A 23,903-nucleotide genomic window follows, 5' to 3' on the forward strand; every position below is an offset into this window, starting at 1 on the left:
CCTTTCCGGGACCAGTGCGGTCAGATATCCCAATTGAGGACCTTGACATGCGCCAGCAATGCCTCCTAAGTTGCCCGAAAAAGGTAACGCGCTGTTTACGAAATTTTCGAACCCCCCGCCGTTGCGTGGTGCCTGTTCCGGCGGGCGCGGGCGGGGAGTGTCGAAGGTGAGGGGTGTGGCATGAGAAGTCAGGTGCCCGTCGACGACGGTCCGGCATCCCGCGGAACCCAACCGTGGCGGGACCCCCGACGCTCACCCGCGCAACGGGCCGACGCACTGGTTCCGCTCATGTCGCTGGAGGAGAAGATCGCCCAACTCGTCGGCGTCTGGGTCGGCGCGGAAGCCTCCGGCGAGGGGGTCGCCCCGCACCAGGCCGACATGATCGACGGCGCACCACCGTGGAGTGAGATCATCCGGCACGGGCTCGGCCAGCTGACCCGCCCGTTCGGCACCGCACCCGTCGACCCCGTGGCCGGGGCCCGCTCGCTGGCCGCCTCCCAGGCGCAGATCGCCGCCGCGAGCCGGTTCGGCATTCCGGCCCAGGTGCACGAGGAGTGCCTCACCGGCTTCGCCGCCTGGCGGGCCACGGTCTATCCCACCCCGCTGGGCTGGGGCGCCTCCTTCGACCCGGAACTGGTCGAGGAGATGGCCGGCCGGATCGGCCGTTCGATGCGGGCCGCCGGCGTCCACCAGGGACTCGCCCCGGTGCTCGACGTCACCCGCGACTACCGCTGGGGGCGTACCGAGGAGACCATCGGGGAGGACCCCTACCTGGTCGGGACCACCGGGGCGGCGTACGTGCGAGGGCTGGAACGCGCCGGTATCGTCGCCACCCTCAAACACTTCGCCGGCTACTCCGCCTCCCGGGGCGGCCGCAACCTCGCCCCGGTGTCGATGGGCCCCCGGGAACTGGCCGACGTCATCCTCCCGCCGTTCGAGATGGCCCTGCGCCTCGGCGGGGCCCGCTCGGTGATGAACTCGTACGCCGAGATCGACGGCCTGCCCGCCGCCGCCGACGAGGGACTGCTGACCGGGCTGCTGCGCGAGGAGTGGGGCTTCACCGGCACCGTCGTCGCCGACTACTTCGCGGTGCGCTTCCTGGAGACCCTGCACGGGGTGGCCGGCGACGCCGCCGACGCCGCCCGGCTCGCCCTGCGCGCCGGCATCGACGTGGAACTGCCCACCGTGGACGCGTTCGGCGAACCGCTGGTGGCCGCCGTGCGCTCCGGCGCGGTCGACGAGGCGCTGATCGACCGGGCGCTGCGCCGGGTGCTGATCCAGAAGATCGAACTCGGGCTGCTCGACGAGGACTGGCAGGAACTGCCCGAGGACGCGGCGAACCTGCGGCTCGACGACGAAACCAGCCGGGACGTCGCCCTGCGGCTGGCCCGTGAGTCGGTGGTGCTGCTGCGCAACGACGGCGTGCTGCCGCTGGCCCCCGGCCGGCGGGTCGCCCTGGTCGGCCCGGTCGCCGACGACCCGATGGCGCTGCTCGGCTGCTACTCCTTCCCCAACCACGTCGGGGTCCGCCACCCGGAGCACGGGCTGGGCCTGGAGATCCCCTCGCTGCGCGACGAACTCACCCGGCTGGTGCCCGGCCTCGTGCACGAGCCGGGTTGCGCGATCACCGGTGACGACACCTCGGGCATCGCGGCGGCGGTCACCGCCGCGGCGCAGGCCGACGTCTGCGTGCTCGCCGTCGGTGACCGCGCCGGTATGTTCGGCCGGGGCACCTCCGGCGAGGGCTGCGACGCGCCCGACCTGCGGCTGCCCGGCGTCCAGGCCGACCTGGTCCGGGCCGTGCTCGACACCGGCACCCCGGTGGTGCTGGTGCTGATGACCGGCCGGCCCTACGCCCTCGGCCCCGACCACGAGCGCGCCGCGGCCGTCGTGCAGGCGTTCTTCCTCGGCCAGCGCGGCGGGCAGGCGCTCGCCGAGGTGCTCACCGGCGCGGTGAACCCGTCCGGCCGGCTGCCGGTCAGCGTCCCGCGCGACGCCGGTGGTCTGCCCGGCACCTACCTGACCCCGCCGCTGGGCCGCCGCTCCGAGGTGTCCTCGATCGACCCCTCCCCGGCGTACCCGTTCGGCCACGGGCTGGGCTACACCACCTTCGCGTGGTCCGACCCGGTGGTGTCGGACGCCGGGGAGACCGGCGGGCCGCCGGCCTGGCCGGTCGACGGCGAGACGACGGTACGGATCACCGTGCGCAACACCGGCGACCGGCCCGGCACCGAGGTGGTGCAGCTCTACCTGCACGACCCGGTGGCGCAGACCACCCGACCCGTGGTCCGGCTGGTCGGCTACGCCCGGGTGCCGCTGGACCCCGGCACGGCGGCGCGGGTCAGCTTCACCGTGCCCGCCGACGTCGCCTCGTTCACCGGGCGCGACGGCCGGCGCATCGTCGAACCCGGCGACGTCGAACTGCGCTTCGGCCGCTCCAGCGGCGACCCGGCGGCCACCCTGCCGCTGCGCCTGACCGGTGCCGAGCGGCAGGTCGGCGCGCGACGACACCTGCTCACCGCGGTACGGGTCGAGCCCGCCGGCACCGACCCGCAGGCCGGATAGGAGGCCGAGGATGACATCCCCGACGCTACGGCCGCCGCCACCGGCCACGGCGACACCCACCCCGGTCCGGCGTCGCCGGCATCCCTGGCGGCGGGCCCTGCGCCGGGACTGGCAGCTCTACTCGCTGGCCGTCCTGCCGCTGCTGTTCTTCCTGGTCTTCCGCTATCTGCCGATGATCGGCAACGTGATCGCGTTCCGCCGGTTCAGCCCCGGCGGCAGCGTCTTCGGCGAGTACTGGGTGGGCCTGCGGTACTTCCGGCTGTTCCTGGCCGACCCGACCTTCTGGCAGGTGTTCACCAACACCCTGGTGCTGGGAATGCTGACCCTGCTGTTCTGCTTCCCGCTGCCGATCGTACTGGCGCTGCTGCTCAACGAGGTCCGGGCGCGTCGGCTCAAGCGGTTCGTCCAGTCGGTGTCCTACCTGCCGCACTTCCTGTCCATCGTGATCGTCGCGGCGATGGTGATGCAGCTGCTGTCGATGGACGGCTCGGTCAACCAGCTGGTCCGGGTGCTCGGCGGGGAGGGCGTGCCGTTCCTGCAGCAGCCGGGATGGTTCCGCGCCGTCTACGTCTCCTCGGAGGTCTGGCAGACCGTCGGCTGGGGGACGATCCTCTATCTGGCGGCGCTCACCACCATCGACGAGAACCTGTACGAGGCGGCCCGCATCGACGGGGCCAACCGCTGGCGGCAGACCTGGCACGTCACGCTGCCCGGGATCCGACCGACGATGGTGACGCTGCTGATCCTCAACATCGGCACCTTCATGGCCGTCGGGTTCGAGAAGATCCTGCTGCTGTACAACCCGCTGACGTACCCGACCGCCGACGTGATCTCCACGTACCTGTTCCGGTTGGGCTTCGAGTCCAGCAACTTCAGCTACGCCGCCGCGATCGGCCTGTTCGAGGCGGTGATCGGGTTGATCCTGGTGCTGGGTGCCAACACCATCTCCCGCCGTACGGTGGGGACGAGCCTGTGGTGACCGTGGCCCCCGGCACGGCCGGCCCGAAGACCCCGGCGGCCCGCCCCGCGTCGCGCCGCCGCCGGGGCATCCGCCCGACCCGGGGCTACCGGGTCTTCCAGGCGGTCAACGCCGTGGTGCTGACCCTCGTGGTGGTCGTGACGCTGTACCCGTTCGTCAACATCGTGGCCCGGTCGCTCAGCGACGAGGCGCCGATCATCGCGGGGAAGGTCAACCTCGTCCCGCAGGGCTTCAACCTCACCGCCTACCGGCTGGTGATGTCCGACCCGATGTTCTGGACGAACTACCGCAACACCGTGGTCTACACCGTCGTCGCCACCGCGATCTCGATCGTGCTGACCACCTGCTACGCGTATGTGCTGTCCAAGCACCAGCTCAAGGGGCGGGGGGTGCTCGTCGGGATCGCCGTGTTCACCATGTTCTTCTCCGGCGGGCTGATCCCCAACTACGTGCTGGTCACCAGCCTGGGCATGAAGAACAGCATCTGGGCGGTGGTGCTGCCCAACGCGATCAACGTGTTCAACCTGCTGGTGATGAAGGCGTTCTTCGAGAGCCTGCCGGTGGAGTTGGAGGAGGCCGCCGCCGTTGACGGGCTCAGCACGTACGGCACCCTGCTGCGGATCGTGCTGCCGCTGTCCAAGGCGATCATCGCCACGATGGTGCTGTTCTATGCGGTGTCCTTCTGGAACTCCTGGTTCACCGCGTTCCTCTACCTCGACCAGCAGGAGCTGTTCCCGGTCACGGTCTATCTGCGCAACCTCATCGCCGGGGCGACCGGGGCGCAGTCCGCCGGCGGGGTCGCCGAGTCCGACGCGGTGCAGGCGGCGGCGACCATCCAGGCCGTGACCATCGTGCTCACCACCCTGCCGATCCTTGCGGTCTACCCCTTCATCCAGCGGTTCTTCGTGTCCGGCGTGATGCTCGGCGCGGTCAAGGGGTAGCCCGGCCGACCGCTCCACCCCGCCCACCCCACCATCCGACCGAAAGGACGAGCCATGTTCCACAGGACGCGGCGCCGCGTGGCGATAGCCGCTGCCGGGCTGCTCACCCTCACCCTCGTCGGGGCCTGCTCCGACGACGCCCCGGACGCCAAGGACCTCGACGGCAACCGGGCCGGCGCGATGGCCGACTACGGGATCGACAAGCAGTTCACGGCCACCGAGCCGCTCTCCTTCCCCATCCTCTACAACAACCACCCGAACTATCCGCTCAAGGACGACTGGCTGTTCTGGTCGGAGCTGACCAAGCGGACGAACGTCAAGCTCGAACCGGTGGCCGTGCCGCTGAGCGACTACGAGCAGAAGCGCAGCCTGCTGATCGGTGCCGGCGACGCCCCGCTGATCATCCCGAAGACGTACCACCCGGCGGAGAACGCCTTCGTCTCCTCCGGCGCGATCCTGCCGGTGAGCGACTACCTGGACCTGATGCCCAACCTCAAGGACAAGATCGCCAAGTGGAACCTCCAACCGGAGTTCGACACGCTGCGACAGTCCGACGGCAAGTTCTACCTCCTGCCCGGCCTGCACGAGAAGCCGTGGGCGGAGTACTCGATCGCGATGCGCACCGACATCCTGGAGCAGCTCAACCTCCAGGTCCCCAAGACCTGGGATGAGCTGTACACGGTGCTCAAGGCGATGAAGGCGCGATACCCCGACACCTACCCGTACTCGGACCGGTGGAGCAAGCCGAACCCGGGCGGGGAACTGCTGAGCATCGTCGGCGCCGCGCACGGCATCCGGACCGGCTGGAGCTGGAACCCCGCCACCTGGGACCCGGCGGCCAAGAAGTTCGTCTACACCGGTGCCACCGAGCAGTACAAGCAGGTGATCGTCTACCTCAACAAGCTGGTGGCCGAGAAGCTGCTCGACCCGGAGAGCTTCACCCAGACCGATGACCAGGCCCGGCAGAAGCTCGCCAACGGCAAGTCCTTCGTGATCGGCAGCAACGCCCAGACCCTGGTCAACGACTACCGCCCCGACCTGGCCAAGACCCTGCCGAACGCCAAGCTGACGAAGATCCCGCTGCCGGTCGGCCCGGCCGGCGAGATCAACCCGGCCAGCCGGTTGGAGAACGGCGTCATGATCTCCAAGAAGGCCCGGGACAGCAAGAACTTCGTGGCGATGATGCAGTTCATCGACTGGCTGTACTACTCCGACGCCGGTCAGGAGTTCGCCAAGTGGGGCGTCGAGGGCACCACCTTCAGCAAGGACGCCGCCGGCAAGTACACCCTCAACCCCGACGTCGACATGATCGGGCTCAACCCCAAGGGCAGCAAGCACCTGCAGAAGGACTTCGGCTTCGGCAACGGGGTGTTCGCCTACGGCGGCAAGCTCGACCTGGTGCAGTCGTTCTTCTCCCCGGAGGAGATGGAGTTCCAGAAGGTGATGAACGCCCGCACGCCGCTGCCGGTGGACCCGCCAGCCCCGCTCACCGACGAGGAGCGGGAGCAGGCGTCGCTGTGGGAGACCCCGCTGAAGGACCACGTCGTGCAGAACACGCTCAAGTTCATCCTCGGCCAGCGCCCCCTCACCGAGTGGGACGCCTACCTCGGCGAGCTGAAGGCCAAGAACGCCGACCAGTACATCGGCCTGGTCAACAAGGCACACGAGCGGTTCGAGAAGGACAACGGCTGACCGACCCGGCCCGCCGGGACCCGTCTCGGGTTCCGGCGGGCCGGGCACCGGACCGGCGAGCACCGGAGGACACCACGATGCGGATCACCGTTCCCGCCCGACCCGTGGGGCGGCTCACCGACGCCTGGCGGCGGTGTGTCGGCACCGGGCGATTCGAGTTGGCCCTGCGCCGCGACTACCAGGACTCGCTGGCCCTGATCCAGCAGGACATCGGGTTCCGGCACATCCGGGGGCACGGCCTGCTCAGTGACGGCGTCGGCGTCCACCGCCCCTACCGGTACGGCGGCGAACGCCTGGTGCACCACTCCTTCACCTACGTCGACCAGGTCGTCGACGCCTACCTCGGGTTGGGCATCCGACCCTTCGTGGAGCTGGGCTTCATGCCCGAGGCGTTGGCCTCCGGCGAGCAGACGGTGTTCTGGTGGCAGGGCAACGTCACCCCGCCCCGCTGCTGGTCGGAGTGGGCCGACCTGGTCCGCGCCACGGTGGCCCACCTGGTCGACAGGTACGGCCTCGACGAGGTGCGCGGCTGGCCGATCGAGGTGTGGAACGAGCCGAACCTGCCCGACTTCTGGCAGGGCGCCGACCGCGACGCCTACCACCGCCTCTACGAGGTCACCGCGCACGCGGTCAAGGAGGTCGACGCCGGGTTGCAGGTCGGCGGCCCGGCCATCTCACCCGGCGCGGACGACTGGTGGGCACCCTTCGCCGACTTCGTCACCACGCACGACGTGCCTGTCGACTTCGTCAGCCGGCACGCCTACACCTCCGGCCCCGCCCAGCACGTGCCGTTCGGCACCCACCAGACGCTGTCCCCGGCGTCGTCGCTGCTGGAACAGTTCGCCGCCCCGCGCCGGCACCTGTACGGCACCGCGCTGGCCGACCTGCCGGTGCACATCACCGAGTTCAACTCCTCCTACCGGCCGGACAACCCGATCCACGACACGGCCTTCCACGCGGCCTACCTCGCCCCGGTGCTGGCGGCCGGCGGCGACCTGGTCGACTCCTTCTCGTACTGGACGTTCAGCGACGTGTTCGAGGAGGTGGGGGTGCCGACCGCGCTGTTCCACGGCGGGTTCGGCCTGCTCACCCACCGCCAGATCAAGAAACCCACCTACCACCTGTACGCGTTCCTGGCCCGGCTCGGCGGCGACGTGCTCGCCCGGGGCGCGGACCACCTGGTCACCCGGCACCCCGACGGACGGGTCGCCATCCTGGCCTGGGCGCCGGTGGACGTGACCGGCCTGCACCCGGTGCCCGACAGACATCCGCTGGCGCTGTCGGTGCCGGTGGCGTCGGCCACGACGACGGGCGGGGAGGCCACCTCGGCCTTCCTGCTCCGCTCCTCGGTCAGCGAGGACGCCGGCAACGCCTGGACGGCCTGGAGCGAGATGGGCCGCCCCCGGTCGCCCCGCCCCGGGCAGCTCGACACCCTGCGGGAGGCCGCCGAGCCGGCCCGCTCACACCGCGCCCTGCCGGTCACCGCCGGCCGGGTCGACCTCGACCTCGACCTGGCCCGGCACGAGGTCACCCTCGTCGAGTTGGCCGCGGTACGCGACGAGACCCCGCCGTGGTGGGACGGCACCCGGCTGCTCGGCGGCCCGCCGTCGACCGACCGGGACGAGCGGCCGTGAGCGCGCAGACCTGGCGGGAGGTCGGCGACGGCCCGTTGTCGCGGGCCGCCGCCACGGTGTACACCGTGCTCGTCGTCGGGTCGCTGCTGATCCTCACCACTCTGCCCGGACTGGTCCCGGTGCTCCTGCTCAGCCGTGACGCGAGCAACCTGCCGCTGGTGGCGCTCTGCCTGCTCCCGGTCGGTCCGGCCGTCTCCGCCGCCCTGTACGCCCTGCACCACCAGCGCCCCGACCTGACCGACCTGCGGCCCGCCGCCCGGTTCCGGCAGGGCTACCGGGCCAACCTCGCGCAGGTGCTGCGGATCTGGGCGCCGCTGCTGCTCTGGCTGACCGTCATCGCGGTCAACCTCACCCACCTGCCGGTCGCCGCTGTCCCCACCGGATGGGCGGTGCCGCTGCTCGCGGTCGGGGTGGCGGTCACCCTGGTCGGCGGCAACGCGCTGGTGATCGCCTCGCTGTTCACCTTCCGCACCCGGGACGTGCTCCGGCTGGCGCTGTACTTCCTGGTCCGTACGCCCACCGTCACCGTCGGCACCGCCCTGCTGCTGGCCGCCGCCGGGGCGCTGACCGTGCTCGTCTCCGAGGCGCTGCCGGTGCTGCTGGCCGGCCCGTTCGTCCTGGCGTACCTGCGGGTCGCCACCCCGATGACCGACCTCGTGCGGAAGGAATTCACCCGATGACCAGCCCCGCCACCGCCCCTGTCACCGCGACCGACCCGGCGTCCCCGCCGCCGCACCCGGCGTGGCTGCCGCCGGAGGCGTTCCGGGCGATCGGCGCGCGTCGGGTGCTGGTGCACGGCGACGGTCCGCCCGTCGACACGGTCCACGACGAGGTGGCCCGCGCCTGCGCCCGGTACGGCGGCCGGGTGGAGCGCACCGCCGCCGGGCCGGTCGACCTGGTGCTCGCCCTGCGCGACTCGGGACCACTGCCCGAGGTGGTGCCGCCCGCCGCGAGGACGGCCCCGGACCCCGACGGCGGGTCGCCGGGCGACGAGGGCTTCCTGCTGACCCGCTCCGACGGCGTCACGATCGTGCTGGCCGACGCCCCGGTCGGACTGCTCTACGGGCTGTTCCACCTGGTCCGCCTCGGCGAGGCCGCGTTCACCGGGGAGCAGCCGGCGCGCACCCACCGGCCCGCGCTGCGCCGCCGGATGCTCGACCACTGGGACAACGTGGCGGTGCATCCGGTGATGGGGCAGGTGGAGCGGGGCTACGCCGGCGGGTCGATCTTCTGGCGGGACGGCCGGCCGCGCGGCGACCGGGACCGGCTGCGGGCGTACGGGCGGCTGCTCGCCTCCACCGGGGTCAACGCGATCTCGGTGAACAACGTCAACGTCGGCCCCACCGAGGCGCTGCTGCTCACCGAGCGGCTCGACGACGTGGCCGAGATCGCCGACCTGCTGCGCCCGTACGGCGTGCGGGTGCACCTGTCGGTGACCTTCGCCGCCCCCGTGGTCCTCGGTGGCCTGCCCACCGCCGACCCGCTCGACGAGCAGGTGCGCGACTGGTGGGAGAGCACCACCCGCCGGGTCTACGCGCGCGTCCCCGACTTCGGCGGGTACGTCGTGAAGGCCGACTCGGAGGGGCAGCCCGGCCCGTTCAGCTACGGCCGCGACCACGCCGACGGGGCCAACCTGCTGGCCGCCGCGCTCGCCCCGCACGGGGGAGTGGTGCACTGGCGGGCGTTCGTCTACGACCACCGGCAGGACTGGCGGGACCGCACGACCGATCGGGCCCGCGCCGCGTACGACCACTTCGCCCCGCTGGACGGGCGGTTCGCCGACAACGTCGTGCTCCAGGTGAAGTTCGGCCCGGTCGACTTCCAGCCCCGCGAGCCGGTCTCACCGGTGATCGCGGCGATGCCGGCCACCCGGGTGGCGGTGGAGTTGCAGGTGACCCAGGAGTACACCGGCCAGCAGTGGCACGCCTGTTACCTCGCCCCCTGGTGGCACGAGGTGCTGGCGTTCCGGCCGTGGGGCGCGGCGGAGCGTAGCGTCGCCGACGTGCTGGCCGACGTGCCCGGTCCGGGACCCCGCCGGGGCGGCGACCTGGTCGCCGTGGCCAACGTGGGCGACGACCCGTTCTGGTGCGGGCACCCGCTGGCCCAGGCCAATCTGTACGCCTTCGGCCGGCTGGCCTGGGACCCGCGGCTCGACCCGACGGCGCTCCTCGACGAGTGGATCGACCTGACCTTCCCGGCGTCGACGGTCGGTGACCCGACCCTGGTCCGCGAGACGCTGCACGCGGTGCTGGACGACTCGTGGCGCACCTACGAGCGGTACACCGCCCCGCTGGGTGTCGGCTTCATGGTGAACCCTGCCGGGCACTACGGGCCGGGGGTCGACGGCTACGAGTACAGCCGGTGGGGCACCTACCACTTCGCCGACCGCGACGGCGTCGGGGTGGACCGGACCCGGGCGACCGGCACCGGCATGACCGGCCAGTACCCGCCGCCCTGGTCGCAGGTGTACGAGTCGCTGGAGCAGTGCCCGGACGAGCTGCTGCTCTTCTTCCACCACGTGCCGTACTCCCACGTGCTGCACAGCGGCAGCACGGTCATCCAGCACATCTACGACACCCACTTCGCCGGGGTGGCGGAGGTGGAGGCGATGCGGGACCGGTGGGCCCGGCTGGCCGGGGTGATCGACCCGGCGGTGCACGAGCGGGTCACCGAGCGTCTCGCCGAGCAGTTGCGCTGCGCGACCGAGTGGCGGGACCAGGTCAACACGTACTTCTTCCGCAAGTCCGGGGTGCCCGACGCCCGGGGCCGCCGCATCCACTGACCGCCCGCCGCGTCTCGTTCCGGCGTGGACCGACCCGCCGGGACGTGGCACGATCACGAGGGTGACCGGCAGATCCGCCTCCGACCAGCACCTGCGCGACCTGGCCCGGCTGCGTCGGGTGCGGGACCGGATCGACCGCGAGTACGCCAGGCCGTTGGACGTCGAGGCGCTCGCCCGGGGGGTGCACCTGTCGGCGGGTCACCTGAGCCGGCAGTTCCGCCGCGCCTACGGCGAAGCACCCTACTCGTATCTGATGACCAGGCGGATCGAGCGGGCGATGGCGCTGCTGCGCCGGGGCGACCTGAGCGTGACCGAGGTCTGCTTCGCGGTCGGCTGCGCCTCCCTGGGCACCTTCAGCACCAGGTTCACCGAGCTGGTCGGCATGCCGCCGAGCAGCTACCGGGCGCTGGCGGCGCAGGGGTCGGCCCAGTTGCCGCCGTGCCTGACCAGACAGGTGGCCCGGCCGGTCAGGAATCGAGAAGCACCCGCCCCGGTCATCACCTAGCGTGAGCGGCATGGATCTCACCATCGACACCTGCGTCCTGCCGCACGACGACCCGGACGCCTCGCTGGCCTTCTACCGCGACATCCTCGGCTTCGAGGTCCGCAACGACGTCGGCGGGGGGAAGATGCGCTGGATCACCGTCGGGCCACCCGGCCAGCCCGGCACGTCGATCCTGCTGGCCCCGCCGGCGGTCGACCCCGGAATCACCGACGAGGAACGTCGGACCATTGCCGAGATGATGGCCAAGGGCACCTACGGCTGGCTCATGCTGGCCACCCCCGACCTCGACGCCACCTTCGACAAGGTACAGGCCGGTGCCGCCGAGGTCGTGCAGGAGCCGATCGACCAGCCGTACGGGGTGCGCGACTGCGCCTTCCGCGACCCGGCCGGCAACCTGATCCGGGTCAAGGAGCTGCGCTGACCCCCGCCCGGCCGGTGGGGTGGCCGGTCAGCAGTAGGTCCAGTCGCCCCACTGGTCGGTCGGCACGTTGCAGGTGCTGCCGCGGGCCCAGGTCCCGTTCGAGTAGTAGAAGTTGACGGTCACGAACCCGCGCCACCACCACCCGTAGAGCTGACCGTAGCCGGACGAGTCGAGCGGGATCGAAGGGGAGTAGACCCAGTCGCCCGACTGGTTGTATCCCTCCAGGTAGACGAATCCGTAGGCCGGGCCGCTGTAATTGAAGGCGATCTGCTGGCCGTTCGAGCCGGCCACCGCCGCCGGGGCGGCGGCCGTGACGGCGACCACCGTGACGGCCGTACCGACAGCGATCCTGCCGATTCTCGTCGGTATCCGCATGTTCACCTCTTCTGACCGGGGCGTCGACGTGGCTGGTGGCGACTGGAGGGACACGGGTCGGTCTCCTGCTGCCGGAGGGAGCGGCGGTCGCCGTCAGAAGCAGGAGGTCCAGTCCGAACCGCTCTGCTCGGTCGGTACCCAGCAGGTACGGCTGTCCCGGCTGGTCCCGTCGGCGTAGTAGAAGTGCACCGTGACCCACCCCTTCCACCACCAGTCGCTCAACGCCCCGTAGCCGGTGGCACCGAGGTAGATCGACGGGGAGGTCACGTACTGCCCGTTGTTGTTGGTGCCCTCAAGGGTGGCGCGGCCCCAGGCGGGACCCCAGTCGAAGTAGACCTGTTGCCCGTTCGAGCCGGCCCGGGCCGGCGTCGCGGCGGACAGGCCACCGGCCACACCGACCGCCATCGCGACGGTCGTGGCGAGGAGCCGTCCCGTCCGCGCCCGGCCCGCGGCGGTCCGTGCTGTCGTCATGGCATCAACCTCACTCCACCGTGTCCATCCGTGTACGTACGGTAGACCTTGGCGGGCCGGATGCCCAGACGTCCCGGCCCTTCCCGTGCTCACCAGGGGTGGACGGTGCCGTCCTCCAGCCGGTTGACCGGCAGGTACGCCGGGGCGTACGGGTAGCGGGCCGCCGCCTGTTCGTCGATGTCCACGCCGAGGCCGGGGGTCTCCGCCGGGTGCAGGTAGCCGTCGGCGTAGTGGTAGCCGTGCGGGAAGACCTCGTCGGTGGCGTCGGTGTGCCGCATGTACTCCTGGAGGCCGAAGTTGGGGATGGCCAGGTCGAGGTGGAGGGCGGCGGCCATGCAGACCGGGGAGAGGTCGGTGGCCCCGTGCGAGCCGCTGCGCACGTGGTGCAGCGCCGCCAGGTCGAAGATGCGCCGCAGGTGGGTGATGCCGCCGGCGTGCACCACCGTGGTGCGGATGTAGTCGATGAGCTGCTCCCGGATGAGCTGGGCGGCGTCCCAGACGGTGTTGAACACCTCGCCGACGGCGACCGGGGTGGTGGTGTGTTGGCGGATCAGCCGGAACCCCTCCGGCAGTTCGGCGGGGACCGGGTCCTCCATCCAGGTCAGCGCGTACGGTTCCAGGCTCTTGCCGAGCCGGGCGGCCTCGATCGGGCTGAGCCGGTGGTGCACGTCGTGCAGCAGCCGCAGGGTGGGGCCGAACTCGTCGCGTACCCGGGCGAAGACCGTCGGGACGTGCGCCAGGTAGCGTGCGGTCGACCAGGTGGCCTCGCTGGGCAGGGCCGCGTCGGCCGGCTCGTAGAACATCTTGTCGGCGCTGACCCCGTAGGTCTTCGGCAGGCCGGGCACGCCGCACTGCACCCGGACCGCCCGGTAGCCGAGGTCGACGTAGCGGGCGACCTCGGCCAGCACGTCCTCGACGGTCTCGCCGTTGGCGTGCCCGTAGACGGTGACCCCGTCGCGGGACCGGCCGCCGAGCAGCTGGTAGACCGGCAGGCCGGCGACCTTGCCCTTGATGTCCCACAGCGCGGTGTCCACGGCGGCGATCGCGCTCATCGTCACCGGTCCGCGCCGCCAGTAGGCGCCCTGGTAGAGGTACTGCCAGGTGTCCTCGATCCGGGCCGGGTCGCGCCCGATCAGCAGGGGCACGACGTGGTCGCGCAGGTAGGACGCGACGGCCAGTTCCCGGCCGTTGAGGGTGGCGTCCCCGACGCCGGTGACGCCCTCGTCGGTGACGATCTTCAGGGTGACGAAGTTGCGGCCCGGACAGGTGACGATGACCCGGGCGTCGACGATCCTCATGCGGCCTCCTCCGGATGGCGACGAAGGCCGTCTGGTCCGTCTCGGGCGGACGAGGGCCGTGGTCCGTCGCGCGGGCACGGCAGGTGGGCGCGACGACGCCGGGGGACCGGTCGTCGCCGGTCCGGCCCGGCTCCGGGCCCGCCGCGCGGTCGCCCCGAAGTCTGGAACCGCCCGCGCAGGCGTGTCAAGGGTCGGCCCGACCGAACGGATGTGACCGCTCACCTGTTCGGCGTATGTCGGCTGTTCGATGGCTGGTCGGAGCGGTGATCGTGGATGCCGTGCCGGGGCCGCTCAGGATGGTTACGGCAGTGTTACATGGATGCGCCTTGACGGATTCCATGTGAGCGCTAACACTTGCCCCCAACGATTGAACGGAGAACGGCATGGATGCAGGCGCGAAGCCGCAGGACCGGTACGTCGTCGGCGTCGACTACGGCACGCTGTCGGGTCGGGCGCTGGTGGTGCGGGTCGGCGACGGCGCCGAGCTGGGCACGGCGGTGCACGAGTACCGCCACGCGGTGATGGAGACGACGCTCGCCGTCGACGGCCAGCCCCTGCCGGCCGACTGGGCGTTGCAGGACCCGGACGACTACCGCGACGTGCTGCGTGAGGCGGTGCCCGCCGCGCTCGCCGCGAGTGGCGTCGACCCGGCCCAGGTGGTCGCCATCGGCATCGACTTCACCGCCTGCACCGTGCTGCCCACCCTGGCCGACGGCACGCCGCTGTGCGAGCTGCCCGACCTGCGCACCCGCCCGCACGCCTGGGTGAAGCTGTGGAAGCACCACGCCGCCCAGCCGCAGGCCGACCGGATCAACGAGCTGGCCCACTCCCGGGGCGAGTCCTGGATCGGCCGTTACGGCGGCAAGATCTCCGCCGAGTGGCAGTACGCCAAGGGGCTGCAACTGCTGGAGGAGGACCCGGAGGTCTACGCCCGCGCCGAGCGCTGGATCGAGGCCGCCGACTGGATCGTCTGGCAGCTCTGCGGCGTCGAGACCCGCAACGTCTGCACCGCCGGCTACAAGGGGCTGCTCCAGGACGGCCACTACCCGTCCCCGGCTTACCTGTCCGCGTTGAACCCCGGCTTCGCCGACTTCGTCGCCAAGATCGACGGACCGTTGGCGCAGCTCGGCGCGCGGGCCGGTGGGCTCACCGCGCAGGCCGCCGCCTGGACCGGGCTGCCGGAGGGGATCGCGGTCGCCGTCGGCAACGTCGACGCCCACGTCACCGCCGCCGCCGCGCAGGCGCTGACCCCCGGCCGGCTGGTCGCCATCATGGGCACCTCCACCTGCCACGTGGTCAACGGTACCGAGCGGGCCGAGGTGGCCGGCATGTGCGGCGTGGTCGACGGCGGGATCAGCGCCGGTTCCTGGGGCTACGAGGCCGGCCAGAGCGGCGTCGGCGACATCTTCGGCTGGTACGTCAAGCACGCCGCCCCCGCCGGCTTCGCCTCCCACGAGGAGCTGACCGCCGCCGCCGCGGCCCAGCCCGTCGGCGCACACGGCCTGGTCGCCCTGGACTGGTGGAACGGCAACCGCTCGCTGCTGGTCAACCACGACCTCAGCGGGGTGCTCGTCGGGCTCACCCTGGCCACCCGCCCGCCGGACGTCTACCGCGCGCTGCTGGAGTCCACCGCGTACGGCACCCGCATGATCATCGAGGCGTTCGCCGAGGCGGGCGTCCCGGTCGACGAGCTGATCGTGGCCGGCGGGCTCACCAACAACAGCCTGCTGATGCAGATCTACGCCGACGTGACCCGGCGTCCGCTGGGCATCATCGGCTCGGCGCAGGGCCCGGCCCTCGGCTCGGCGATTCACGCGGCGGTCGCGGCCGGGGCGTACCCCGACGTGCCGACCGCCTCGGCGGCGATGGGCCGGGTCGACCGCGAGGTCTACCGGCCCGACCCGGAGCGCGCCGACGCCTACGACGCGCTCTACGCCGAGTACCGCCGGTTGCACGACCACTTCGGCCGGGGTGGCGACGACGTGCTGCTGCGGCTGCGGGCGATCCGCAACGCCGCCCGCCGTCCGGCCGTCGCGCCTGCCGCCGAACCGACCACCGACCCCCTGGAGGTGCCGGCATGACCCTCGACCTCGACGCCGAGGTGGCCCGGCTGCGCGAGCAGGTGGCCACCCTGCACGGCGAGCTGGTGCGCTACAACCTGGTGGCCTGGACGGCCGGCAACGTCTCGGCCCGGGTGCCCGGCCGGGAGCTGATGGTGATCAAGCCGAGCGGGGTGTCCTACGACGACCTGCGGCCCGACAACATGATCGTCTGCGACCTCGACGGCGTCGTGGTCGACGGCGACCTCTCGCCGTCCAGCGACACCGCCGCCCACGCCTACGTCTACCGGGCGATGCCCGAGGTCGGCGGCGTGGTGCACACCCACAGCGGGTACGCCACCGCCTGGGCCGCCTGCGGCGAGGCGATCCCGTGCAACCTCACCGCCCAGGCCGACGAGTTCGGCGGCGAGATCCCGGTCGGTCCGTTCGCGCTCATCGGCGGGGACGACATCGGCAAGGGCATCGTGGCGACCCTGTCCGGGCACCGCTCCCCGGCGGTGCTGATGCGCAACCACGGCGTGTTCACCATCGGCAAGGACGCCCGCGCGGCGGTGAAGGCCGCCGTGATGTGCGAGGACGTGGCCCGCACCGCCCACCTGGCCCGGACGCTCGGCACCCCGGTGCCGATGGCCCAGGCCGACATCGACTCCCTCTACGACCGCTACCAGAACGTCTACGGGCAGTCGGGGCCGTAACGCCCGACCGCCCGTCCTCGCCACCGGCCCGCCCCGGCGGACCGGTCGATCCACCGCAACCCGATGCACCACCCCTGGAAGGTCCGGTCCGTCCGGCGTGCCGTGCCGGCCGGTCCTTCCGCGCACGCACCATCCCCCACCTCATCCCCGTACAAGGAGTCTTCACATGGCGAAGACCGGTATTACCCTCACTCGACGCGGCCTCGGCGCGATGCTCGCCGTCGGCCTGCTGGCCGGCGGACTCGCCGGCTGTGGCAACAGCGACACCGGCGGCGACGGCGACAGCGGCAGCAGCGGCGGCAGCAAGAAGCTCGTCATGGGCTTCTCGCAGGTCGGCGCGGAGAGCGGCTGGCGCACGGCGAACACCAACTCGATCAAGGAGTCCGCCAACGAGGCCGGCATCGAGCTGAAGTTCGACGACGCGCAGGGCAAGCAGGAGAACCAGATCAAGGCGATCCGCAACTACATCCAGCAGAAGGTCGACGTGATCGCCTTCTCGCCGGTGGTGGAGTCGGGTTGGGACACCGTGCTCAAGGAGGCCAAGGACGCCAAGATCCCGGTGATCCTGACCGACCGGGCTGTCGACTCGGCCGACAAGAGCCTCTACAAGACCTTCATCGGCTCGGACTTCGTCAAGGAGGGCCGGCTCGCCGGCGAGTGGCTGGTCAAGGAGAAGTCGGCCGCGACCGGCCCGGTGAACATCGTCGAGCTGCAGGGCACCACCGGTGCGGCCCCGGCCAACGACCGCAAGAAGGGCTTCGCCGAGGCGATCGCCGCCAACCCCAACCTGAAGATCGTCGCCTCGCAGAGCGGTGACTTCACCCGGGCCGGCGGCAAGCAGGTCATGGAGCAGTTCCTCAAGGCCAACCCCAAGATCGACGTGCTCTTCGCGCACAACGACGACATGGGCCTGGGCGCGCTGGAGGCGATCACCGCGGCGGGCAAGACGCCCGGCAAGGACATCACCATCATCACCGTCGACGCGGTCAAGGACGGCATGCAGGCGCTGGCCGACGGGAAGTTCAACTTCATCGCGGAGTGCAGCCCGCTGCTCGGCCCGCAGCTGATGGACCTGGCCAAGAAGGTCAAGGCCGGCGAGGAGGTCCCCGCCCGGGTCGAGACCGAGGAGACCACCTTCACCCAGGAGCAGGCCAAGGCGGCCCTGCCCAACCGGAAGTACTGATCCGACCGGAGGCCGCCGCGTTCGGCGCGGCGGCCTCCGCTTCCGACGAAAGGTTCGGTGGGATGTCGGAGAGGCATCCGGTCCTGACGATGACCGCGATCAGCAAGATCTTCCCCGGGGTCCGCGCCCTCGACGGCGTCGACCTGCGGCTCTTTCCCGGTGAGGTGCACGCCCTGATGGGCGAGAACGGCGCCGGGAAGTCAACCCTCATCAAAGTGCTGACCGGCGTCTACGGCACCGATTCCGGCACCATCACCCTCGACGGCGCGGAGGTTTCCTTCTCCGGCCCGATGCAGGCCACCGCCGCCGGGGTGAGCACCGTCTACCAGGAGGTCAACCTCCTGCCCAACCTGTCGGTGGCGGAGAACATCTACATCGGCCGGGAGCCGCGCCGCCTCGGCGCGGTCAACTGGCGCGAGATGCGCCGCCGGGCCAGGGACCTGCTCGCCCGCATCGACCTGCACATCGACGTCACCGAACTGCTCGGCAACTACTCGCTGGCCGTGCAGCAGATGGTCGCCATCGCCCGCGCGGTCGACATCCGGGCCCGGGTGCTGATCCTCGACGAGCCCACCTCCAGCCTGGACGCCGACGAGGTGGCCCAGCTGATGCGGATCATGCGCCAGTTGCGCGACGACGGCATCGCGATCATCTTCGTCACCCACTTCCTCGACCAGGTCTACGCCATCGCCGACCGGATCACCGTGCTGCGCAACGGCCGGCTCGTCGGCGAGTACCTGACCAGCGAACTGCCGCAGATCGCGCTGGTGGAGAAGATGATCGGCAAGGAACTGGACGCCCTGGAACGCCTCGACGAGGCGACCAGCGGCGAGGACCGGGCGGCCCTGGAGTCGGGCACCCCGCTGGTGGCGGCCGACGGGCTCGGCCGGTCCGGTTCCGTCGCCCCGTTCAGCCTCACCATCCACCAGGGCGAGGTGGTCGGCCTGGCCGGTCTGCTCGGCTCGGGGCGTACCGAGGTGGCCCGGCTGTTCTTCGGCGCGGACCGCGCCGACGCCGGCCGGCTCGCCGTGGACGGCACCCCGGTGACGATCCGTAACCCGGTGGCCGCCATCGACCGGGACATCGCGTTCTGCTCCGAGAACCGCCGCACCGAGGGTCTGGTCGGCGAGTTGTCGGTGCGGGAGAACATCATCCTGGCGATGCAGGCGGCCCGGGGCTGGCTGCGGCCGGTGCCCCGCCGCCGGCAGGACGAACTGGTCCAGCACTGGATCACGGCGTTGAGCATCCGGCCGGCCGATCCGGAGATGCCGGTGCGCAACCTGTCCGGCGGCAACCAGCAGAAGGTGCTGCTGGCCCGCTGGCTGATCACCGAACCCCGGCTGCTGATCCTCGACGAACCGACCCGGGGTATCGACATCGGCGCCAAGACCGAGATCCAGCGCCTGGTGGCGCAGCTGTCCGACGGCGGGATGGCGGTGTTGTTCATCTCCGCCGAGCTGGAGGAGGTGCTGCGGCTCAGCCACAAGGTCGCCGTCATGCGGGACCGGCAGCTGGTCACCGAACTCACCAACGACGACACCCTCGATGCCGCCCGCGTCATGCAGGTCATCGCCAGCGGCAGCTCCCAGGAAGGGTCGGTGCCGGCATGAGCACCGTACGGGCCCGCGCTGCGGGCGTCACCGGCCACCGGCTGTTCTGGCCGCTCGTGGTGCTGGTGCTGCTGCTGGTGGCGAACGCGATCTACCGGCCGAGCTTCCTGTCGGTCGAGCTGAAGAACGGCCACCTCTACGGCAGCCTGATCGACATCGTCCGGCTCAGCGCGCCGCTGATCCTGGTCGCCCTGGGCATGTCCCTGGTGATCGCCACCGGCGGCATCGACCTGTCGGTGGGCGCGGTGGCGGCGGTCGCCGGCGCGGTCGCCTGCCTCTACATCAGCGAGCAGCCCGACCAGAACAGCCTGGGCGTGGTGCTCACCGCGGTGGCCCTCGGCTTCGGGGTGGCCCTGCTGCTCGGGGCCTGGAACGGCATCCTGGTCGCCGGCATCGGCATCCAACCGATCATCGCCACGCTGATCCTGATGGTGGCCGGCCGGGGGCTGGCCCAGCTGATCGCCGAGGGGCAGATCATCACCATCAACAGCGGGCCGTACAAGGTGATCGGGGTCGGGCACCTGCTGACCCTGCCGTTCGCCATCGTCATCGCCCTCGCGGTGACCGTGCTGGTGGCGGTGCTGACCCGGCGTACCGCGCTCGGCATGATCATCGAGTCGGTCGGCGGGAACGCCGAGGCCAGCCGGCTGGCCGGCATCCGCTCCCGCCGGATCACCTTCCTGGTGTACGTGGTGAGCGCCGCCTGCGCCGCCATCGCCGGGTTCATGATGACGGCCAACGTCTCCAGCGCCGACGGCAACGCGGTGGGCCTCTGGGTCGAGCTGGACGCCATCCTGGCCGTGGTCATCGGCGGCACCGCGCTGGCCGGCGGCCGGTTCTACCTTGGCGGCACCGTGGTCGGCGCGCTGCTCATCCAGACCCTGACCACCTCGGTCTACGCCATGAACATCGACCCGCAGACGTCCCTGCTGTTCAAGGCGGTCGTGGTGATCGTGGTCTGTCTCATCCAGGCCCCGGCCTTCCGGGCGCGGTTCCGCCGTCGGCGCAGCGTCCCGGTCACGCCGGTGGAGCCGGTCGGCACAGAGAAGGAGCAGGTTCCGGCATGACCACGACCCCGTTGGCCGCTTCTCCGGGCCGTGCCTGGTGGCGGGTGCCACCCCGGCACGTGCCGGTGCTCGCCACCGCAGCCCTGCTGCTGGTGATGTATTCCATCGGTGTTTCGCAGTACCAGGCGTTCTCCAACATCCAGGTCGTCTTCAACGTCTTCATCGACAACGGCTTCCTGCTGGTCGTCGCGGTCGGGATGACCTTCGTGATCCTCACCGGCGGCATCGACCTGTCGGTCGGGTCGGTGGTGGCGATGACCGCGATGGTGTCGGCCTCGTTGCTGGGCAACGGCCTGCACCCCGCCCTGGTGCTGGTGATCGCGCTGCTGATCGGCCCGGTCCTCGGGTTCGCGATGGGCTGCGTGATCCATTTCTTCGACATCCAACCCTTCATCGTCACGCTCGCCGGGATGTTCTTCGCCCGGGGCGTGTGCACCTGGATCAGCACCACCTCGATCCCGATCACCGACGGCTTCTGGACCAGCACCGCCCAGCACCGCATCCACCTCGGCGAGAACTTCGTCTCGGTCGGCGCGTTGATCGCCGTCGCGGTGGTGGCCGTGGCGGCGGCCGTGCTGGCGTACACCCGGCTGGGCCGCAACGTGTACGCCGTCGGCGGCAACCAGCAGTCCGCGCTGCTGATGGGCCTGCCGGTGGGCCGTACGAAGATCGCGGTCTACACGATCAGCGGGCTCTGCTCGGCGATCGGCGGCATCCTGCTCTCCTTCTACACCCTCTCCGGCGCGCCGCTGATCGCGGTGGGCATGGAGCTGGACGTGATCGCGGCGGTCGTCATCGGCGGCACCCTGCTCACCGGCGGGTCCGGCTACATCTTCGGCACCCTGCTCGGGGTGCTGGTGCTCAGCATCATCCAGACGTTGATCACCTTCGACGGCACCCTCAACTCGTGGTGGACCAAGATCGTCATTGGTGGCCTGCTGTTCGTGTTCATCCTGCTCCAACGCCTCGTCGGCATCCGCACCAAGTAACCCTCGCCAGCCCCACCGGAAGGCAACGCCCATGACCAACCCATCCCCGGTCGCCGAGGTCTGGTTCCTCACCGGCAGCCAGGGCCTGTACGGCCCGGAGACCCTGCGCCAGGTGGCCGAGCAGTCCCGGCGGATCGCCGAACGACTCGACGCCGACCCGGCCGTCCCGGCCCGGGTGGTCTGGAAGCCGGTGCTGACCTCCAGCACCGAGATCCTCGCCGTCTGCCGCGACGCCGCCGTGCAGGGCGCGGTCGGGGTGATCGCCTGGATGCACACGTTCTCCCCGGCCAAGATGTGGATCTCCGGGCTGGACGCGCTGCGCACCCCGCTGCTGCACCTGCACACCCAGGCCAACGTGGAACTGCCCTGGTCCGAGATCGACATGGACTTCATGAACCTCAACCAGGCCGCCCACGGCGACCGGGAGTTCGGGTACGTCCAGACCCGGCTCGGCGTCGCCCGCAAGACCGTGGCCGGGCACGTCAGCGACCCCAAGGTGGCCGCCCGGATCGGCGCGTGGACCCGGGCCGCGATCGGGCACGCCGAGATGCGGTCGCTGCGGCTGGCCCGCTTCGGCGACAACATGCGCGACGTGGCGGTCACCGAGGGCGACAAGGTCGAGGCCGAGCTGCGCTTCGGTGTCTCGGTGAACACCTACGGGGTCAACGACCTGGTCGACGCCGTCGACGCGGTCGCCGACGCCCGCATCGACGACCTGGTCAAGGAGTACGACGACAGCTACCGGCTGGTCGACACGCTGCGCCCCGGCGGGGACCGGCACGACTCGCTGCGCTACGCCGCCCGGATCGAGGCGGGGCTGCGCGACTTCCTCGATGCCGGTGGGTTCCGCGCCTTCACCACCAACTTCGAGGACCTCGGCGGGCTGCGGCAGCTGCCCGGCCTCGCGGTGCAGCGGCTGATGGCCGACGGGTACGGCTTCGGCGGCGAGGGCGACTGGAAGACCTCGGTGCTGGTGCGCACGCTCAAGTCGATGGCCGTCGGCACCACCGGTGGCACCTCGTTCATGGAGGACTACACCTACGACCTGACCCCGGGCCGGGAACTGGTGCTCGGCGCACACATGCTGGAGGTCTGCCCGACCATCGCGGCGGCCACCCCGAACGTCGAGATCCACCCGCTGGGCATCGGCGGCCGGGAGGACCCCGTCCGGATGGTCTTCGACGCCCAACCCGGCCCGGCGGTGGTGCTCGGCCTGGCCGACATGGGGGAGCGGTTCCGGCTGGTCGCCAACGAGATCGACGTGGTCGCCCCGCCGTACCCGCTGCCGAAGCTGCCGGTGGCGCGGGCGGTGTGGCGGCCCCGGCCGGACCTGGCCGCGTCGGCGGAGGCCTGGCTCACCGCCGGCGCCCCGCACCACACGGTGCTGTCCCAGGCCGTCGGGGTCGAGGAACTGCACGACCTCGCCGAGATGGTCAGCACCGAGTTGGTCGTCATCGACGCCGACACCACCCCCCGCCGGTTCGCCGACGAGCTGCGCTGGAACCAGGCCTACTACCGCCTGGCCCGGGGTTTCTGAGCCGCCATGGGCCAGCAACGGCCCGAACGCGCCGCGGTGATGAGCGACGTCGCGCAACTCGCCGGGGTGTCGCACCAGACCGTGTCCCGGGTGCTCAACAACCACCCGAGCGTTCGGCCGGAGACCCGGGAGCGGGTGCTGCGTGCCGTGCACCAGCTCAACTACCGGCCCAACGCCCTGGCCCGGGGGTTGGCCGGCAGGCGCTCCCGGGTCATCGGTGTGGTCAGCTTCGACACCATCCTGTTCGGCCCGGCGGCCACCCTGCTGGGCATCGAACGGGCGGCCCGCGCCGCCGGGTACGGCATCAGCATCGTCACCCTGGAACGGCTGGACCGGAGCGGGATGCGCTCGGCCATCGACGCGCTGACCGAGCAGTCGGTGGCCGGCGTCGTCGTCATCACCCCGATGATGACGGCGTCGGTCGCCGTGCACGGGCTGCCCACCGGGGTGCCCGCCGTGGTGGTCGAAGCCAGCGGGGAGCGCGGTGAACTGCCGAGCATCTCCGTCGACCAGGTGGCCGGGGCCCGGCTGGCGGTGCGGCACCTGCTCGACCTCGGCCACGAGACGGTCTGGCACATCGCCGGCCCCCGGGACTGGCTGGAGGCCCGGGACCGGGTCGACGGGTGGCGGCAGACCCTGGAGCAGGCGGGCCGCCGCGTGCCCCCGGTCATCGTCGGCGACTGGAGCCCCCGGGCCGGCTACGAGCTGGGGCAGTCCCTGGTCGAGCGCCCCGACGTGACGGCGGTGTTCTGCGCCAACGACCACCAGGCACTCGGCCTGCTGCGTGCTCTGCACCAGCGGGGCGCGCGGATTCCCGAGGACGTCAGCGTCGTCGGCTTCGACGACATCCCCGAGGCCGAGTACCTCTCCCCGCCGCTGACCACCGTGCGGCAGGACTTCGACGAGGTCGGCCGCCGGTGCGTCGCGGCGCTGCTGGAACTCTTCGACGGCACCGGCGTGGGCACCCCCCGCCCCCAGGTCGAGCCGGAGCTCGTGGTCCGCGCGAGCAGCGGCAACCGCCGGCCCTGACCCGCCCGCCCGCGTGGGCGGGCCCCTTCGGCTGCGCGGTGCCGCCCCGCGACCCGTACCCGGTGGTGGC

Annotated in this window: 20 protein-coding genes; 17 read left to right on the forward strand and 3 right to left on the reverse strand. The window is 71.3% G+C overall.

What is annotated here, in order from left to right; genetic code table 11:
* Positions 1-288: 288 nt before the first annotated feature.
* The 9 genes from ACWCHM_RS09290 to ACWCHM_RS09330 all read left to right on the forward strand — a co-directional run bounded on the left by ACWCHM_RS09290 (position 289) and on the right by ACWCHM_RS09330 (position 11,519).
* Entirely contained in the window at positions 289-2,565 is a 2,277-nt protein-coding gene (locus tag ACWCHM_RS09290; protein WP_454222103.1) for a beta-xylosidase/alpha-l-arabinosidase, read from the forward strand.
* 10 nt (positions 2,566-2,575) lie between these two features.
* On the forward strand, positions 2,576-3,544 hold the full coding sequence (locus tag ACWCHM_RS09295) for an ABC transporter permease (RefSeq protein WP_204960410.1): 969 nt from the start codon (positions 2,576-2,578) through the stop codon (positions 3,542-3,544).
* Positions 3,541-4,485, forward strand: a complete 945-nt coding sequence (locus tag ACWCHM_RS09300; protein ID WP_281896789.1) for a carbohydrate ABC transporter permease — start codon at positions 3,541-3,543, stop codon at positions 4,483-4,485. Before ACWCHM_RS09295 ends, ACWCHM_RS09300 begins: the two co-directional genes overlap by 4 nt.
* A gap of 78 nt (positions 4,486-4,563) precedes the next feature.
* Positions 4,564-6,177, forward strand: coding sequence for an ABC transporter substrate-binding protein (locus tag ACWCHM_RS09305; RefSeq protein ID WP_281896792.1), 1,614 nt, complete (start codon positions 4,564-4,566; stop codon positions 6,175-6,177).
* 77 nt (positions 6,178-6,254) lie between these two features.
* On the forward strand, positions 6,255-7,811 hold the full coding sequence (locus ACWCHM_RS09310; protein ID WP_454222104.1) for a GH39 family glycosyl hydrolase: 1,557 nt from the start codon (positions 6,255-6,257) through the stop codon (positions 7,809-7,811).
* Entirely contained in the window at positions 7,808-8,491 is a 684-nt protein-coding gene (locus ACWCHM_RS09315) for a hypothetical protein (protein WP_454222106.1), read from the forward strand. Before ACWCHM_RS09310 ends, ACWCHM_RS09315 begins: the two co-directional genes overlap by 4 nt.
* Positions 8,488-10,593: an alpha-glucuronidase gene (locus tag ACWCHM_RS09320; protein WP_454222107.1), complete on the forward strand. Its 2,106-nt coding sequence runs from the start codon at positions 8,488-8,490 to the stop codon at positions 10,591-10,593. The genes ACWCHM_RS09315 and ACWCHM_RS09320 overlap by 4 nt, the downstream gene beginning before the upstream one ends.
* Before the next feature lie 61 nt (positions 10,594-10,654).
* Positions 10,655-11,098, forward strand: coding sequence for a helix-turn-helix transcriptional regulator (locus ACWCHM_RS09325; protein WP_454222108.1), 444 nt, complete (start codon positions 10,655-10,657; stop codon positions 11,096-11,098).
* Positions 11,099-11,108: 10 nt separating this feature from the next.
* Positions 11,109-11,519, forward strand: a complete 411-nt coding sequence (locus ACWCHM_RS09330; protein ID WP_204960416.1) for a VOC family protein — start codon at positions 11,109-11,111, stop codon at positions 11,517-11,519.
* A gap of 27 nt (positions 11,520-11,546) precedes the next feature.
* Here ACWCHM_RS09330 and ACWCHM_RS09335 read toward each other — a convergent pair whose 3' ends face one another.
* The 3 genes from ACWCHM_RS09335 to manD form a co-directional block, all read right to left on the reverse strand.
* A complete protein-coding gene (locus tag ACWCHM_RS09335) occupies positions 11,547-11,894 on the reverse strand; it encodes a hypothetical protein (RefSeq protein WP_454222109.1) in 348 nt (115 codons plus the stop codon).
* A gap of 93 nt (positions 11,895-11,987) precedes the next feature.
* On the reverse strand, positions 11,988-12,365 hold the full coding sequence (locus tag ACWCHM_RS09340; protein ID WP_204960418.1) for a hypothetical protein: 378 nt from the start codon (positions 12,363-12,365) through the stop codon (positions 11,988-11,990).
* A gap of 89 nt (positions 12,366-12,454) precedes the next feature.
* Positions 12,455-13,663, reverse strand: a complete 1,209-nt coding sequence (gene manD, locus ACWCHM_RS09345) for a D-mannonate dehydratase ManD (RefSeq protein ID WP_204960419.1) — start codon at positions 13,661-13,663, stop codon at positions 12,455-12,457.
* Between the two features lie 383 nt (positions 13,664-14,046).
* Between manD and araB the strand changes: the two genes are divergently transcribed.
* The 8 genes from araB (at position 14,047) to ACWCHM_RS09385 (ending at position 23,833) form a co-directional block, all read left to right on the forward strand.
* On the forward strand, positions 14,047-15,744 hold the full coding sequence (gene araB / locus ACWCHM_RS09350) for a ribulokinase (protein ID WP_454222110.1): 1,698 nt from the start codon (positions 14,047-14,049) through the stop codon (positions 15,742-15,744).
* Entirely contained in the window at positions 15,741-16,418 is a 678-nt protein-coding gene (locus tag ACWCHM_RS09355; protein WP_204923074.1) for an L-ribulose-5-phosphate 4-epimerase, read from the forward strand. The genes araB and ACWCHM_RS09355 overlap by 4 nt, the downstream gene beginning before the upstream one ends.
* 166 nt (positions 16,419-16,584) lie before the next feature.
* Positions 16,585-17,601, forward strand: coding sequence for an ABC transporter substrate-binding protein (locus ACWCHM_RS09360; RefSeq protein WP_454222111.1), 1,017 nt, complete (start codon positions 16,585-16,587; stop codon positions 17,599-17,601).
* A 62-nt stretch (positions 17,602-17,663) separates the two neighbouring features.
* Positions 17,664-19,211 carry a sugar ABC transporter ATP-binding protein gene (locus ACWCHM_RS09365; protein WP_204960422.1) on the forward strand — a complete coding sequence of 516 codons (1,548 nt, stop codon included), beginning with the start codon at positions 17,664-17,666 and terminating at the stop codon, positions 19,209-19,211.
* A complete protein-coding gene (locus tag ACWCHM_RS09370) occupies positions 19,208-20,278 on the forward strand; it encodes an ABC transporter permease (RefSeq protein ID WP_145919611.1) in 1,071 nt (356 codons plus the stop codon). The genes ACWCHM_RS09365 and ACWCHM_RS09370 overlap by 4 nt, the downstream gene beginning before the upstream one ends.
* Positions 20,275-21,267, forward strand: a complete 993-nt coding sequence (yjfF, locus tag ACWCHM_RS09375; protein ID WP_454222113.1) for a galactofuranose ABC transporter, permease protein YjfF — start codon at positions 20,275-20,277, stop codon at positions 21,265-21,267. Before ACWCHM_RS09370 ends, yjfF begins: the two co-directional genes overlap by 4 nt.
* Before the next feature lie 31 nt (positions 21,268-21,298).
* Positions 21,299-22,804, forward strand: a complete 1,506-nt coding sequence (araA, locus tag ACWCHM_RS09380; RefSeq protein WP_204960424.1) for an L-arabinose isomerase — start codon at positions 21,299-21,301, stop codon at positions 22,802-22,804.
* A 6-nt stretch (positions 22,805-22,810) separates the two neighbouring features.
* On the forward strand, positions 22,811-23,833 hold the full coding sequence (locus ACWCHM_RS09385) for a LacI family DNA-binding transcriptional regulator (protein WP_239485948.1): 1,023 nt from the start codon (positions 22,811-22,813) through the stop codon (positions 23,831-23,833).
* The last annotated feature ends 70 nt before the right edge of the window (positions 23,834-23,903 follow it).

It is taken from the genome of Micromonospora sp. SCSIO 07396 (assembly GCF_053667945.1).